The sequence below is a fragment of the Burkholderia sp. MSMB1078WGS genome (assembly GCF_001528895.1).
In the GTDB taxonomy this organism is placed as follows: Bacteria; Pseudomonadota; Gammaproteobacteria; order Burkholderiales; family Burkholderiaceae; genus Burkholderia.
On record NZ_LPDI01000100.1, the window covers coordinates 47,878 to 61,808 of the forward strand.

General features: G+C 67.4%; 15 protein-coding genes. 8 read left to right on the forward strand and 7 right to left on the reverse strand.

Annotated elements, in window-relative coordinates; translation table 11 throughout:
* Positions 1 to 122 precede the first annotated feature (122 nt).
* Both ybaK and plsY read left to right on the forward strand, forming a co-directional pair.
* A complete protein-coding gene (gene ybaK / locus WT24_RS25835; protein ID WP_059504665.1) occupies positions 123 to 614 on the forward strand; it encodes a Cys-tRNA(Pro) deacylase in 492 nt (163 codons plus the stop codon).
* A gap of 116 nt (positions 615 to 730) precedes the next feature.
* Positions 731 to 1,372, forward strand: coding sequence for a glycerol-3-phosphate 1-O-acyltransferase PlsY (gene plsY / locus WT24_RS25840; protein ID WP_060036248.1), 642 nt, complete (start codon positions 731 to 733; stop codon positions 1,370 to 1,372).
* A gap of 79 nt (positions 1,373 to 1,451) precedes the next feature.
* On the opposite strand, the gene WT24_RS25845 is transcribed toward plsY, so the two are convergent.
* Positions 1,452 to 1,937, reverse strand: coding sequence for a YajQ family cyclic di-GMP-binding protein (locus WT24_RS25845; protein WP_034208219.1), 486 nt, complete (start codon positions 1,935 to 1,937; stop codon positions 1,452 to 1,454).
* Between the two features lie 136 nt (positions 1,938 to 2,073).
* On the opposite strand from WT24_RS25845, the gene murB reads away from it, so the two are divergent.
* Entirely contained in the window at positions 2,074 to 3,123 is a 1,050-nt protein-coding gene (gene murB / locus WT24_RS25850) for a UDP-N-acetylmuramate dehydrogenase (RefSeq protein WP_059504669.1), read from the forward strand.
* A gap of 88 nt (positions 3,124 to 3,211) precedes the next feature.
* Here the strand turns inward: murB and argF are convergent, their stop codons facing one another.
* Entirely contained in the window at positions 3,212 to 4,141 is a 930-nt protein-coding gene (argF, locus tag WT24_RS25855; protein ID WP_006482207.1) for an ornithine carbamoyltransferase, read from the reverse strand.
* Positions 4,142 to 4,553: 412 nt separating this feature from the next.
* Between argF and WT24_RS25860 the strand changes: the two genes are divergently transcribed.
* Positions 4,554 to 4,874, forward strand: coding sequence for a DUF3579 domain-containing protein (locus tag WT24_RS25860; protein WP_011546046.1), 321 nt, complete (start codon positions 4,554 to 4,556; stop codon positions 4,872 to 4,874).
* 155 nt (positions 4,875 to 5,029) lie between these two features.
* Here the strand turns inward: WT24_RS25860 and rpsT are convergent, their stop codons facing one another.
* Positions 5,030 to 5,302, reverse strand: a complete 273-nt coding sequence (gene rpsT / locus WT24_RS25865; protein WP_006482211.1) for a 30S ribosomal protein S20 — start codon at positions 5,300 to 5,302, stop codon at positions 5,030 to 5,032.
* A 304-nt stretch (positions 5,303 to 5,606) separates the two neighbouring features.
* Between rpsT and murJ the strand changes: the two genes are divergently transcribed.
* Together murJ and WT24_RS25875 are read left to right on the forward strand one after the other, a co-directional pair.
* Positions 5,607 to 7,157, forward strand: coding sequence for a murein biosynthesis integral membrane protein MurJ (gene murJ, locus WT24_RS25870; RefSeq protein WP_059504672.1), 1,551 nt, complete (start codon positions 5,607 to 5,609; stop codon positions 7,155 to 7,157).
* Between the two features lie 8 nt (positions 7,158 to 7,165).
* The gene (locus tag WT24_RS25875; protein WP_011546044.1) at positions 7,166 to 8,008 is read left to right on the forward strand and encodes a SirB1 family protein; all 843 of its coding nucleotides are present in this window, start codon (positions 7,166 to 7,168) and stop codon (positions 8,006 to 8,008) included.
* Positions 8,009 to 8,241: 233 nt separating this feature from the next.
* On the opposite strand, the gene adk is transcribed toward WT24_RS25875, so the two are convergent.
* The 4 genes from adk to lpxK form a co-directional block, all read right to left on the reverse strand.
* The gene (adk, locus tag WT24_RS25880) at positions 8,242 to 8,904 is read right to left on the reverse strand and encodes an adenylate kinase (RefSeq protein ID WP_034208216.1); all 663 of its coding nucleotides are present in this window, start codon (positions 8,902 to 8,904) and stop codon (positions 8,242 to 8,244) included.
* 208 nt (positions 8,905 to 9,112) lie between these two features.
* On the reverse strand, positions 9,113 to 9,904 hold the full coding sequence (kdsB, locus tag WT24_RS25885) for a 3-deoxy-manno-octulosonate cytidylyltransferase (protein ID WP_059795747.1): 792 nt from the start codon (positions 9,902 to 9,904) through the stop codon (positions 9,113 to 9,115).
* Between the two features lie 124 nt (positions 9,905 to 10,028).
* A complete protein-coding gene (locus WT24_RS25890) occupies positions 10,029 to 10,223 on the reverse strand; it encodes a Trm112 family protein (protein ID WP_006482216.1) in 195 nt (64 codons plus the stop codon).
* Positions 10,204 to 11,232, reverse strand: coding sequence for a tetraacyldisaccharide 4'-kinase (lpxK, locus tag WT24_RS25895; RefSeq protein ID WP_060036249.1), 1,029 nt, complete (start codon positions 11,230 to 11,232; stop codon positions 10,204 to 10,206). Before lpxK ends, WT24_RS25890 begins: the two co-directional genes overlap by 20 nt.
* Before the next feature lie 451 nt (positions 11,233 to 11,683).
* On the opposite strand from lpxK, the gene xseA reads away from it, so the two are divergent.
* Together xseA and sodB are read left to right on the forward strand one after the other, a co-directional pair.
* On the forward strand, positions 11,684 to 13,066 hold the full coding sequence (gene xseA, locus WT24_RS25900) for an exodeoxyribonuclease VII large subunit (RefSeq protein ID WP_059795748.1): 1,383 nt from the start codon (positions 11,684 to 11,686) through the stop codon (positions 13,064 to 13,066).
* Positions 13,067 to 13,296: 230 nt separating this feature from the next.
* Positions 13,297 to 13,875, forward strand: coding sequence for a superoxide dismutase [Fe] (gene sodB, locus WT24_RS25905; protein ID WP_006489396.1), 579 nt, complete (start codon positions 13,297 to 13,299; stop codon positions 13,873 to 13,875).
* Positions 13,876 to 13,931: the final 56 nt, after the last annotated feature.

Below are 13,931 nucleotides of genomic sequence, written 5' to 3' on the forward strand. Positions count from 1 at the left end.
GACGCGTGCAATCGTCGTCAAGAGGCGGCGGGCCACCCGGCGGAAAAACCGGGCCGCGAGTATACCGTCGGCGCGGGCATGCCATTGCGCGCGCGCCGATCATTCGCCATTAAAATGCCGCCATGAGCAAATCCAGACACGTGTCCGAAACCCCCGCGACCCAGTTGCTGCGCCGCCACGGCGTCGCATTCGGCGAGCATCCGTACGAATACGTCGAGCACGGCGGCACCGGCGAATCGGCGCGCCAGCTCGGCGTCGACGAGCATAGCGTCGTGAAGACGCTCGTGATGGAAGACGAACACGCGAAGCCGTTGATCGTACTGATGCACGGCGACCGCACCGTGTCGACGAAGAATCTCGCGCGGCAGATCGGCGCGAAGCGGGTCGAGCCGTGCAAGCCCGAGGTCGCGAACCGCCATTCGGGCTATCTCGTCGGCGGCACGTCGCCGTTCGGCACACGCAAGGCGATGCCCGTCTACGTCGAGGCGACGATCCTCGAATTGCCGACGATCTACCTGAACGGCGGCCGGCGCGGCTACCTCGTCAGCCTCGCGCCGGCGGTGCTCACGTCGCTGCTCCGTGCGCAGCCCGTGCAGTGCGCGAGCGTCGACTGAGGGTTTCACCTTCGTGGCAGTCCGCGCCCGTTCGGTAGAATGGGCGCCGTTTCGGCTTGCCGGCTTGCCGTGCACCGCCGTCCCTTTCCCGATACGTTGAAAGAAGAGTTCCCCGCATGCAGACCCTGCTCGCCGCCCTCGTTGCCTACCTGATCGGTTCGGTGTCGTTCGCCGTCGTCGTCAGTTCCGTGATGGGCCTGGCCGACCCGCGTTCGTATGGATCGAAGAATCCCGGCGCGACCAACGTGCTGCGCAGCGGCAACAAGAAGGCCGCGATCCTGACGCTCGTCGGCGACGCGTTCAAGGGCTGGATCGCCGTCTGGCTCGCCCGGCGCTTCGGCCTGCCCGACGTCGCGGTCGCGTGGGTCGCGATTGCCGTGTTCCTCGGCCACCTGTACCCGGTGTTCTTCCGCTTCCAGGGCGGCAAGGGCGTCGCGACCGCGGCCGGCGTGCTGCTCGCCGTGCACCCGGTGCTCGGGCTCGCGACCGCGTTGACCTGGCTGATCGTCGCGTTCTTCTTCCGCTATTCGTCGCTCGCGGCACTGGTGGCGGCCGTGTTCGCGCCGGTGTTCGACGTGTTCCAGTTCGGCATGCCGGGCCACAACCCGATCGCCTGGGCCGTGCTCGCGATGAGCGTGCTGCTCGTGTGGCGCCACCGCGGCAACATTTCGAAGCTGCTCGCGGGACAGGAGAGCCGGATCGGCGACAAGAAGAAGGCGGCCGCGGACGGCGGCGCGCACGACGGCGGGAAAGCCTGAGAAGGCGCGGCGCTTGCCGCGCGCCGGGCGCGCCGCGTATGCGGGGCCCGGCCGGACGACGTGACGGGCCGGCGGCCGGTCAGTCGCGGAAGTTGTTGAAGTCGAGCGGCGTGTCGGTCACGTCCTTGCGCAGCATCGCGATCGTGCTTTGCAGGTCGTCGCGCTTCGCGCCCGAGATGCGCACCGCGTCGCCCTGGATGCTCGCCTGAACCTTGATCTTGCTGTCCTTCACGAGGCGCACGATCTTCTTCGCGAGGTCGCCCGTCACGCCTTTCTTCACGGTGACGATCTGCTTGACCTTGTCGCCGCCGATCTTCTCGACCTTGCCGTAGTCGAGGAAGCGCACGTCGACGTTGCGCTTGGCCAGCTTGCCGATCAGCACGTCCTTGACCTGGCCGAGCTTGAAATCGTCGTCGGCGAACAGCGTCAGCTCGCGTTCCTTCTGCTCGACGCGTGCGTCGGAGCCCTTGAAGTCGAAGCGCGTCGAGATTTCCTTGTTCGACTGCTCGATGGCGTTCTTCACTTCGATCATGTTCGCTTCGGAAACGACGTCGAACGATGGCATGGCATTCTCCCTTGAGATGCGGGCGCCCGGCTCGCGCGCGGGCACTCGCTATAATTGCGGACTGTTTGCCATTTTACCGATGCCCCTCCGTTTGCCCAAGGCCGGCCATGCGCCGCCCGGGCCGACGTGACCGCGAATGCCGATGCCTCCTGACGATTCCGCCCTGTCGCTGCTTCCCGACCATCCGCTCGCCGCGCACAACACGTTCGGCATCGCCGCGCGCGCGCGTTTCGCCGCGCGCATCACCCGGGCGGCCCAGTTCGAGGCGCTGCATCGCGACCCGCGGGTCGCGAACCTGCCGCAGCTCGTGCTCGGCGGCGGCAGCAATATCGTGTTCACGCGCGATTTCGACGGCGTCGTGCTGCTCGACGAGATCGCGGGCCGCGGCGTCGTGCGCGAGGACGACGATGCGTGGTACGTCGAGGCCGGCGGCGGCGAGAACTGGCACGCGTTCGTCGCGTGGACGCTCGAGCGCGGGATGCCGGGCCTCGAGAATCTCGCGCTGATCCCGGGCACCGTCGGCGCCGCGCCGATCCAGAACATTGGCGCGTACGGCCTGGAGATGAAGGCGTATTTCGATTCCCTGGTCGCGGTCGAGCTGGCGACGGGGCGTCGCGAGCGTTTCGACGCCGCGCGCTGCGCGTTCGGCTATCGCGACAGTTTCTTCAAGCGGGAAGGGCGCGGCCGGTTCGCGATCGTCGCGGTGACGTTCCGGCTGCCGAAGCAATGGGCGCCGCGGCTCGGCTACGCGGACGTCACGCGCGAACTCGACGCGCGCGGCATCGCGCCCGATGCGGCGACGCCGCGCGACGTGTTCGACGCGGTCGTCGCGATCCGCCGCGCGAAGCTGCCCGACCCGCTGGTGCTCGGCAATGCGGGCAGTTTCTTCAAGAATCCGGTGATCGACGCCGCGCAGTTCGATGCATTGCGCGCTCGCGCGCCGGAGATCGTGTCGTATCCGCAGCCGGACGGGCACGTGAAGCTCGCTGCCGGCTGGCTGATCGACCGCTGCGGCTGGAAGGGTCGCGCGCTCGGGGCGGCGGCCGTGCACGACCGCCAGGCGCTCGTGCTCGTCAATCGCGGCGGCGCGACCGGCGCCGACGTGCTTGCGCTGGCGCGGGCGATCCAGGCCGACGTGCGCGCGCGGTTCGGCGTCGAGCTGGAGGCGGAGCCGGTCTGCCTGTAACGCAGTGCGTGCGCCGGTTTTGGCGCATCCAAACGAAAAGCGCCGATCGTCGACCGGCGCTTTTTTTACGCGTGTGCGTTGCGGCGCGTCAGTGCTTGAGGCGGCCGAGCAGCAGGAACTCCATCAGCGCCTTCTGCACGTGCAGGCGGTTTTCCGCTTCGTCCCACACGACGCTCTGCGGGCCGTCGATCACGCCGGCTGTCACTTCCTCGCCGCGGTGCGCGGGCAGGCAGTGCATGAAGAGAGCATCCGGATTCGCATGGCCCATCATTTCCTCGTCGACGCACCAGTCGGCGAATGCCTGCTTGCGCGCCTCGTTCTCGGCCTCGAAACCCATGCTCGTCCATACGTCGGTCGTCACGAGATCGGCGCCCTTGCACGCCTCGTTCGGATCGTCGAACACTTCGTAGAACGGCGCGCTGTCGGGCGACACGAGCTTCATGTCGAGCGCATAGCCGGGCGGCGTCGACAGGCGTAGCTTGAAGCCGAGGATCTGCGCGGCTTCGATCCACGTGTACAGCATGTTGTTCGCGTCGCCGACCCACGCGACGGTCTTGCCGGCGATCGGGCCGCGGTGTTCGTAGTACGTGAAGATGTCGGCGAGCACCTGGCACGGGTGGTATTCGTTGGTCAGGCCGTTGATCACCGGCACGCGGGAGTTCTGCGCGAAGCGTGTGATCACGTCCTGCTCGAACGTGCGGATCATGATGATGTCGACCATTCGCGAGATGACCTGCGCGGAATCCTCGACGGGTTCGCCGCGGCCGAGCTGCGTGTCGCGCGTGCTCATGAAGACGGCGTGGCCGCCGAGCTGGAAGATCCCGGCCTCGAACGACAGGCGCGTGCGCGTCGAGCTCTTCTCGAAGATCATCGCGAGCGTGCGGTCGTGCAGCGGGTGGTAGGTCTCGTAGTTCTTGAACTTGCGCTTCAGGATACCCGTGCGTTCGAGCACGTACTCGTAGTCTTCCAGCGAGAAATCCTTGAACTGCAGGTAGTGACGAATGGTTTTGGCGGTCATGAAACGAAATACGGCGGGTCTCACCCGGCAGCGAGGCCGGACGGCGCCGCCGTCGGGTGTGGATAACTCAAAGCAGCATAAAGGATTTTCCGTGCTTTGACGAGCCGTGGCGCGACGCGGCGCTGAATCGCCGTGCACGACCGGCGGCGTGGGAGCGGGGGTGTCGGGACGACGCGCGATGGCGCGCTGCGGTATAATTCGAAAGTTTTCTCCAGCCCGGCAGGCAAGGCTTTTCGCGCTCTGCCGGACACAAGCCGTGCGCTGCACACATCCGGTGCAGTCCACCGGCGGCGCGCCTCGACGCCCCGTTTTCGGGATATCGATCGGCTCGTGCCGCCGACCCTCCAGCTTTGTGTTCGCGTACCCAGGCGCCGTTGCCTGGGCATCGCCGGGCCGTCACTTGGGTAACCACATGGCTGAAACCCCTCCGACCGAATTTTTCATCCAGGGCATCACGAAAGACGGGAAAAAGTTTCGCCCGAGCGACTGGTCGGAACGCCTGGCCGGTGTGATGGCCTGCTTCGGGCCGGGGGCGAGCGGGCCGAATGCGCGTCTCAAGTATTCGCTGTACGTGCGCCCGACGATGCTCGGCGACCTGAAATGCGTGATCCTCGATTCGCGGTTGCGCGACATCGAGCCGATGGCTTTCGATTTCGTGCTGAACTTCGCGAAGGACAACAACCTCGTCGTGACCGAGGCGTGCGAGCTGCCCGACTACAACACGAAGAAGTGAGTGATGTCGACGGGCGAGGGCGCGTGCTGCGCCCGCCCGGACGAATGCCGCCGCCGTGCGTGATGCGTAGGCGACAGGCAACAAAAAGCCCGCCGAGGCGGGCTTTTTTGCGATCGCAGGAAACAGGAGCACCCGCCGAAGCGGGCACACCGGATTTACGCTGCTGCCTGCAGACCCTTGACGGCTGCGGCCAGGCGGCTCTTGCTGCGAGCGGCCTTGTTCTTGTGAACGATCTTCTTGTCGGCGATCGTGTCGATCGTCTTCACGGCAGCCTTGAACAGCTCGGCAGCCTTTGCCTGGTCGCCGGCTTCGACAGCCTTGCGAACCGACTTGATCGCGGTACGGAATTTCGAGCGCAGCGCCGAGTTGTGCGAGTTTGCCTTCGCGGCCTGACGGGCGCGCTTGCGTGCTTGTGCGGAGTTAGCCATGACGGTTCCTTATCCTGTCCTGTTTCCAGAGCTTGGAGCCTGACGGCCAAGCGCTGCTTTTCGATCCGTCCCCTGAGAACGATTGCCCAGGGGCGCATAAAAAAACGGTGATTTTAACCGAGGCCGGGACATGAAAACGGCAGTTGCCGTGCATGTACGAGCCCAGAAACCGGCGATTATAGCAACAAAATCAAGCGAGTGGCAAGTTCGACGTAACGCCCGCCGGGCGGGGCGCCGGCGGCGGGTGCGCTTTTCGGCATCGGCCGGTGGCCGGGTCGCGCAACGTCCGTATAATAAGCGCCCCATGAATCTATTCCGAGCCCTGCTGACGGTCAGCGGCTTCACGCTGCTGTCGCGCGTGACCGGACTGGCCCGCGAGACGCTGATCGCCCGTGCGTTCGGCGCCAGTCAATACACCGACGCGTTCTACGTCGCCTTCCGTATCCCGAACCTGCTGCGCCGCCTGTCCGCCGAAGGCGCGTTCTCGCAGGCATTCGTGCCGATCCTCGCCGAGTTCAAGAACCAGCAGGGTCACGATGCGACGAAGGCGCTCGTCGACGCGATGTCCACCGTGCTCGCGTGGGCGCTGGCCGTGCTGTCGGTCGTCGGGATCGCCGGCGCGTCGTGGGTCGTGTTCGCGGTCGCGTCCGGCCTGCACGGCGACGGCCAGGCATTTCCGCTCGCGGTCACGATGACGCGGATCATGTTCCCGTACATCGTGTTCATTTCGCTGACTACGCTCGCGTCGGGCGTGCTGAACACGTACAAGAGCTTCTCGCTGCCCGCGTTCGCGCCGGTGCTGCTCAACGTTGCGTTCATCGCCGCGGCCGTGTTCGTCGCGCCGCACCTGAAGGTGCCGGTCTACGCGCTCGCGTGGGCAGTCATCGTCGGCGGCGTGCTGCAGTTCCTCGTGCAGTTGCCGGGCCTGAAGAAGATCGACATGGTGCCGCTGATCGGCCTCAACCCGCTGCGTGCGCTGCGTCATCCGGGCGTGAAGCGTGTGCTGGCGAAGATGGTGCCCGCGACGTTCGCGGTCTCCGTCGCGCAGTTGTCGCTGATCATCAACACCAACATCGCGTCGCGCCTCGGGCAGGGCGCCGTGTCGTGGATCAATTACGCCGACCGCCTGATGGAATTTCCGACGGCGCTACTCGGCGTCGCGCTCGGCACGATCCTGCTGCCGAGCCTGTCGAAGGCGCACGTCGATGCCGATTCGCACGAATATTCGGCGCTGCTCGACTGGGGGCTGCGCGTCACGTTCCTGCTCGCGGCGCCGAGCGCGCTCGCGCTGTTCTTCTTCGCGACGCCGCTCACCGCGACGCTGTTCAACTACGGCAAGTTCGACGCGCATACCGTCACGATGGTCGCGCGCGCGCTCGCCACCTACGGGATCGGCCTCGTCGGCATCATCCTGATCAAGATCCTCGCGCCGGGCTTCTATGCGAAGCAGGACATCAAGACGCCCGTGAAGATCGCCGTCGGCGTGCTGATCGTCACGCAGCTGTCGAACTACGTGTTCGTGCCGCTGATCGGCCATGCCGGCCTCACGCTGAGCATCGGCGTCGGCGCATGCCTGAACTCGCTGCTGCTGTTCCTCGGGCTGCGCAAGCGCGGCATCTACCAGCCGTCGCCGGGCTGGCTGCGCTTCTTCGTGCAGCTCGTCGGCGCGGCGCTCGTGCTCGCGGGCCTGATGCACTGGTGCGCGATCAGTTTCGATTGGACCGGGATGCGCGCGCAGCCGCTCGATCGCATTGCGCTGATGGCGGCGTGCCTCGTGCTGTTTGCTGCACTATATTTCGGTATGTTGTGGGTGATGGGCTTCAAATACGCTTACTTCAGAAGGCGCGCCAAGTGACGACCGCAATGACCCGCGTCCTCGACTACTTCAGCACGCTCGTGGCGGACGACGACAGTCTGCCCGTCACGGAAGCCGCGCTGTCGCTGGCGCAGGACGCGTATCCCGACCTCGACCTGCAGGGTACGCTGGCCGAACTCGACATGCTGGCGGCGCGGCTGCGCCGGCGGCTCGCCGACGATACGGACCTGAAGGGCCGCGTCGCCGCGCTGAACGACTTCTTCTTCCGCGAGCTCGGCTTCGCGTGCAATCACAACGATTACTACGACCCCGATAACAGCCACCTGAACGCCGTGCTGAAACGGCGGCGCGGGATCCCGATCTCGCTGTCGGTGCTGTACCTGGAGCTCGCCGAGCAGATCGGCGTGCCGGCGCGCGGCGTGTCGTTCCCCGGCCATTTCCTGCTGCGCGTGACGCTGCCGGACGGCGACCTGATCATCGATCCGACCAACGGCCATTCGCTGTCCGAAGCCGAGATGGTCGAGATGCTCGAACCGTACGTCGCGCGTGCGGCCGGTGCGGTCGACAGCGCGTTGCGCGCGCTGCTGCAGCCCGCGACGAGCCGCGAGATCATCGCGCGGATGTTGCGCAACCTGAAGACGATCTACCTGCAGACGGAACGCTGGCAGCGGCTGCTCGCGGTGCAGCAGCGGCTCGTGATCCTGTTGCCCGAGCAGCTCGACGAAGTGCGCGACCGCGGCTTCGCGTATGCGCGGCTCGACTACCTGCGTCCCGCGCTCGAGGATCTCGAGCAGTATCTCGGCGAGCGGCCGGAGGCGGAAGATGCGACCGTCGTCGAGTCGCAGGTCAGCGAATTGCGGCAGCGGATGCAGCGCGACGGCGAAGATTGAGTTGCCCGCGCGCCGCTGCCGGCACACGAAAAAAACGCCCGCATCGCGGGCGTTTTTCTTGCGCGTGCGGCGACGTCGGCCGCATCCGGATCGCGCCGCCGGCGCAACCCGCGCGTTCGCCCGATCGTACGGGGTGCCACAGCGCAGCGGCGACACGTGCGCGATCGTGCACATCGCGGCAGGCAAAAAAAAGCCGCCCGGAACGGGCGGCTTGCGGGTGCGCGACGCGCTGCTTACTTCAGTGCGGCAAACGCGCGCTCGCGGATTTCGTCGACGGTGCCGAGGCCCGAGATCTTGCGATATTGCGGCGCCTTCAGGCCGTTCTCCTCGCCGCGCTGCGCCCAGTCGCCGTAGTACGTGATCAGCGGCTTGGTCTGCGCTTCGTACACTTCGAGACGCTTCTTGACGGTTTCTTCCTTGTCGTCGTCGCGCTGGATCAGCGGTTCGCCCGTCACGTCGTCGTGGCCTTCGACCTTCGGCGGGTTGAACTTGACGTGGTACGTGCGGCCCGATGCCGGGTGCGTGCGGCGGCCGCTCATGCGTTCGATGATTTCCGAGAACGGGACGTCGATCTCGAGCACGTAGTCGATCGCGACACCGGCTTCCTTCATCGCGTCAGCCTGCGCGATCGTGCGCGGGAAGCCGTCGAACAGATAGCCGTTCGCGCAGTCGGATTCCTTCAGGCGTTCCTTGACGAGGCCGATGATCAGCGCGTCCGGCACGAGCTTGCCGGCGTCCATGTAGCCCTTCGCCTCGACGCCGAGCGGCGTGCCGGCCTTCACGGCGGCACGCAGCATGTCGCCCGTCGAGATTTGCGGGATGCCGAATTTTTCCTTGATGAAGTTTGCCTGGGTGCCCTTTCCCGCGCCGGGCGCGCCCAACAGGATCAAACGCATGGTGATATCTCCAAGTATGTAGATTCGTGTGGCGAGACACGAAGGCGTCGGCGACAGCGGGCGCGGGGCTTGCCCGGCGCGCGGCGGATCGGTCTGATGCGGCGCGTCGGCCAGGGCGACGCGCGGCTGCCGGCAAGGCCACGGGCGGGGTCAAGCGAGGACGCGCTGGTCGCGGACGGCTCGCACAATCGCCTGATTATGCCACGGGTTATTTTGAACCCGGCTGAAAAAGGGCCTGCACGCGCGCGAGATCGGCCGGCGTGTCGATGCCGGCTTCGGGCGCGGACTCGGTGATCAGCACGGCGATGCGCTCGCCGTGCCACAGCGCGCGCAGCTGTTCGAGCTGCTCGGCCTGTTCGATCGGCGCCTGCGCGAGCGACGGATAGGTGCGCAGAAAACGCGCGCGATACGCATAGAGGCCGATGTGCCGATAGACCGGGAAAGCCGGTGCCGGCATGGCCGCGACGTTCGGCCAGTGCGGCTGGTAGGCGTCGCGGCTCCACGGAATCGGCGCGCGCGAGAAGTACAGCGCGACGCTCTGCGCGTCGAGCGCGACCTTCACGACGTTCGGGTTGAACACGTCGGCCGCGTCGTGGATCGGGTGAGCCGCGGTCGCGATCGCGCACGCCGGATGCGCGGCCAGGTGCGACGCTACGTCGCGCACGAGCACGGGGTCGATCAGCGGTTCGTCGCCCTGTACGTTGACGACGACGGTGTCGTCGCGCCAGCCGAAGGCCGCCGCGACTTCCGCGAGCCGGTCGGTGCCGGACGGGTGATCGGCGCGTGTGAGCACCGCTTCGAAGCCGTGATCGCGCGCCGCGTCGAGCACGCTCTGCGCGTCGGAGGCGACGAGTACCTGCTGCGCGCCCGCCTCGCGCGCGCGCTCGGCGACACGCACGACCATCGGCTTGCCGCCGAGATCGGCGAGCGGCTTGTTCGGGAGCCGCGTCGACGCGAGCCGGGCGGGAATGACGGCGATGAAGGGTTGCGGGTGAGTCATCGGGGAGCGTTGGGAAGAACGGGGCGGGCGACGCCGGAAGCCGGTCGCCCGGCGGAGTGCGGCGACCCGGCCGGGGCCGGGCCGTCGGTTTCGAATCGGCGCGCCGGGCGAGCGGCGCGGCGGTTCAGCGGCCGGCCGGGTCGACCGGCGTGCCTTCGACGGTTTGGCGCGCTTCGTCGACGAGCATCACCGGGATGCCGTCGCGGATCGGGTAGGCGAGCTTGTCCGCGTTGCAGATCAGCTCCTGCGCGGCACGGTCGTAGTGGAGCGGGCCTTTGCAGATAGGGCACACAATGATTTCAAGCAGGCGAGCGTCCACGGAGTTTCTCCACAACGAGGGCAATGAGGCGAGGGTCGAGCGCGGCTTCGACGGGGACCACCCACAGTCGGGCGTCGCGCCAGGAAGCGCCCAATTTTACTGCATCCTTCTCGGTGATCAGGATCGCATCGACGGCGTCGTCGACGAACGGATTGTCGGCGAACGCGTAATGGTCGGGCAGCGCGCGGGTCGCCGGCGCGAGGCCGGCCGCGCGCAGCGTCGCGAAGAAGCGCTCCGGCGCGCCGATGCCGGCCGCGGCGAGCACGCGTTCGTTCGCGAATTGCGACAGCGGGCGGCGCAGCGCGGGCTGGTCGAGGTGCCACGCGGCGCCGGGCGTCAGCGCGAGCGCGTAGGTGTCGGGCCACGGCGGCAGCGCGCCGCTGTACGGATCGTTGACGAGCGTCGCGTCGCGGTGCCGCGACAGCGGCTCGCGCAGCGGGCCGGCCGGCAGCAGGAAGCCGTTGCCGCCGAGTCGGTGGTCGAATACGACGAGTTCGACGGTGCGCGCGAGACGGTAATGCTGCAGGCCGTCGTCGCTGACGATCACGTCGACGTCCGGATGCGCGGCGCGTAGCGCCTGCGCGGCCGCGACGCGGTCCGGGCATACCCACACGGGCGCGCCGGTGCGGCGCGCGATCAAGAGCGGTTCGTCGCCGGCCGCGCCCGCGTGCGACGCCGGCGTGACGGCGGTCGGCGCCTTCACGTTCGCGCCATAGCCGCGCGACACGACGCCGGGCGTGAAGCCGGCCGCGCGCAGCGCGTCGACGAGCGCGATCACGGTCGGCGTCTTGCCGGTGCCGCCGACGGTCACGTTGCCGACCACGACCACCGGCACGCCGACGTCGACCGGCTGCTTCCAGCCTTGCGCGTAAGCGGTGCGCCGCAGCGCCGCGCACAGGCCGAACACGCATGCGAACGGCGTGAGCGCCCACGCGAGCGCGCCGCGCCGCTGCCATTCGCGTGTCAGGCGCGCTTCGAGTCGCGCGAGCGGGCCGCCGGGCGCGCTCATCGGGCCGGGCGCGGCGCGTCGTGCGTCGCGGCGAGGGACGGATTCGTCAAGGCGGATTCTCCGTTGGGCGGCGCATGCCGCGGGGTCCGTGGAAGGCGGCACTCTAGCGCGCCGCACGCGGGCGCGGCAAGCGCGACCGGCCGCCGCGGCGTGCGGGGCCGGATCGGGCCGGCCTGTGGATAACTCTGTGAAAAACTCCCTGGTCGATTGCCTCAAACGCCCGTCCGGCGGGCATCGAATCGGATGGGAATCATTCTGAAAGCTTTAAAAAATTATAAAAATCAACGCGTTACGAAGAATTGTCTGGATTTTTTAGCGGTTTCCGAGCGTTTTACGCGGACGAATGCCAGAGTGTGGACACCTTTTCCGTGCGCGGCGGCGAATGCGGCGGCGCTGGACGTCGCGTGCATGTCGGACTATCGTGACGCCGCCAGCATTCATCCGACCGCCCATGCTTTCCGATTCTCCTTTTTCCGCACCCGGCGCCACGCGCGGCGGCGACGAAGTGATTCCTGTTTCGGCGCTCAATCGTGCGATTTCGACGATGCTCGAGCGTTCGTTTCCGCTGCTGTGGATTTCCGGCGAAGTGTCGAATTTCACGCGCGCCGCGAGCGGCCACTGGTATTTCTCGATCAAGGACCAGCAGGCGCAGATGCGCTGCGTGATGTTCCGCGGCCGTGCGCAATACGCGGAATTCACGCCGCGCGAAGGCGACCGCATCGAGGTGCGCGCGGTCGTCACGATGTACGAGCCGCGCGGCGAAGTGCAGCTCAATGTCGAAGCGGTGCGGCGCACCGGGCAGGGGCGTCTGTACGAGGCGTTCCTGCGGCTGAAGGCGCAGCTCGAAGGCGAGGGCCTGTTCGCGCCCGAGCGCAAGCGGCCGTTGCCGGCGCACCCGCGCGCGATCGGCATCGTCACGTCGCTGCAGGCCGCCGCGCTGCGCGACGTGCTGACCACGCTCGCGCGGCGCGCGCCGCACATTCCGGTGATCGTCTATCCGGCCCCCGTGCAGGGCGCCGGTTCCGCCGAAAAGCTCGTCGCGGCCGTCGCGACCGCGAATGCGCGGCGCGAGGTCGACGTGCTGCTGGTCTGTCGCGGCGGCGGCTCGATCGAGGATTTGTGGTCGTTCAACGACGAAGCGCTGGCGCGCGCGATCGCGGCGAGCGAGTTGCCGGTGGTGAGCGGCGTCGGGCACGAAACCGACTTCACGATCGCGGACTTCGCGGCCGACCTGCGCGCGCCGACGCCGACCGGCGCGGCCGAACTCGCGAGCCCGCAGCGCGCGCTGCTGCTGCGCGAGGTCGACGACCGCCGGCGTGCGCTTGCGCGCGGCATGGCGCGCCGGCTCGAGCAGCGTGCGCAGCAGCTCGACTGGCTCGCCCGCCGGCTCGTGAGCCCGGCCGAGCGGCTGCAGCGGCAGCGCACGCACGTCGAGCAGCTCGCGGTGCGGCTGGCATCGGCCGCGGCGCGGCCGGTGCGCGATGCACGTGCGCGTTTCGCGCTCGCGCAGCTGCGCTGGCAGCGCGCGCGGCCCGATCCGTCACAGGCGCGCCACGCGCTCGCGGGGCTGTCGCAACGGCTCGCGAGCGCGTTGCAGCGTCGTCATGAACGCGACACGGCGCGTGTGTCAGCCTGTGCGGCGCGGCTCGAGGTGCTGAGCCCGCAGCGCACGCTCGAGCGCGGCTATGCGGCGCTGATCGATGCGCAGACGGGCCGCGCGGTGCGCGCGCCGAATGCGCTGAAGCCGCAGCGGCGGCTGACCGTGCATCTCGCCGAAGGCTCGGCCGACGTGTCGCTCGCCGACGTGCAGCCACGGCTGACCGATACGATCTGACGTAAGCGGTGCGAGCAAAACGCGAGGCACGCCGCAACGCGTGCCGCGCGGCCGGGCACGAATACTGCGCATCGTCGGGTTCGCCCTGCCGGGCGTTGCGCCAGCATCGCTTTTCCGCATACCGCGGATAAATGGCCCGCGAGTTTGCGGGGATATTCGTCCTCGCCTACAATCGGACGCTCGGCAGCATTCAACACAAGCCTCCCTACATACTCAACGAAGGAATCGCCATGGCTCATACGCTCCCGCCGCTCCCGTACGCTGAAGACGCACTCGCGCCGACCATCTCGAAAGAGACGATCGAGTACCACTACGGCAAGCATCATCAGGCTTATGTGACGAACCTGAACAATCTGATCCCCGGCACGGAATTCGAAAACCTGCCGCTGGAAGAGATCGTGAAGAAGTCGTCGGGCGGCATCTTCAACAACGCCGCGCAAATCTGGAACCACACGTTCTTCTGGAACAGCCTGTCGCCGAACGGCGGCGGCGCACCGACGGGCGCGCTGGGCGATGCGATCAACGCGAAGTGGGGTTCGTACGACGCATTCAAGGAAGCGTTCACGAAGGCCGCAGTCGGCACGTTCGGTTCGGGCTGGGCATGGCTCGTGAAGAAGGCCGACGGTTCGCTCGACATCGTGTCGACGAGCAACGCAGCCACGCCGCTGACGACCGCCGACAAGGCGCTGCTGACGATCGACGTGTGGGAACACGCGTACTACATCGACTACCGCAACGCACGTCCGAAGTTCGTCGAAGCGTTCTGGAACATCGTGAACTGGGACTTCGCAGCGAAGAACTTCGCGTAAGTCCGGCGCCTGCGCGCCGCCGCGGCGCGCGGCATCGAAAAAAGCCCTCGTTTCGA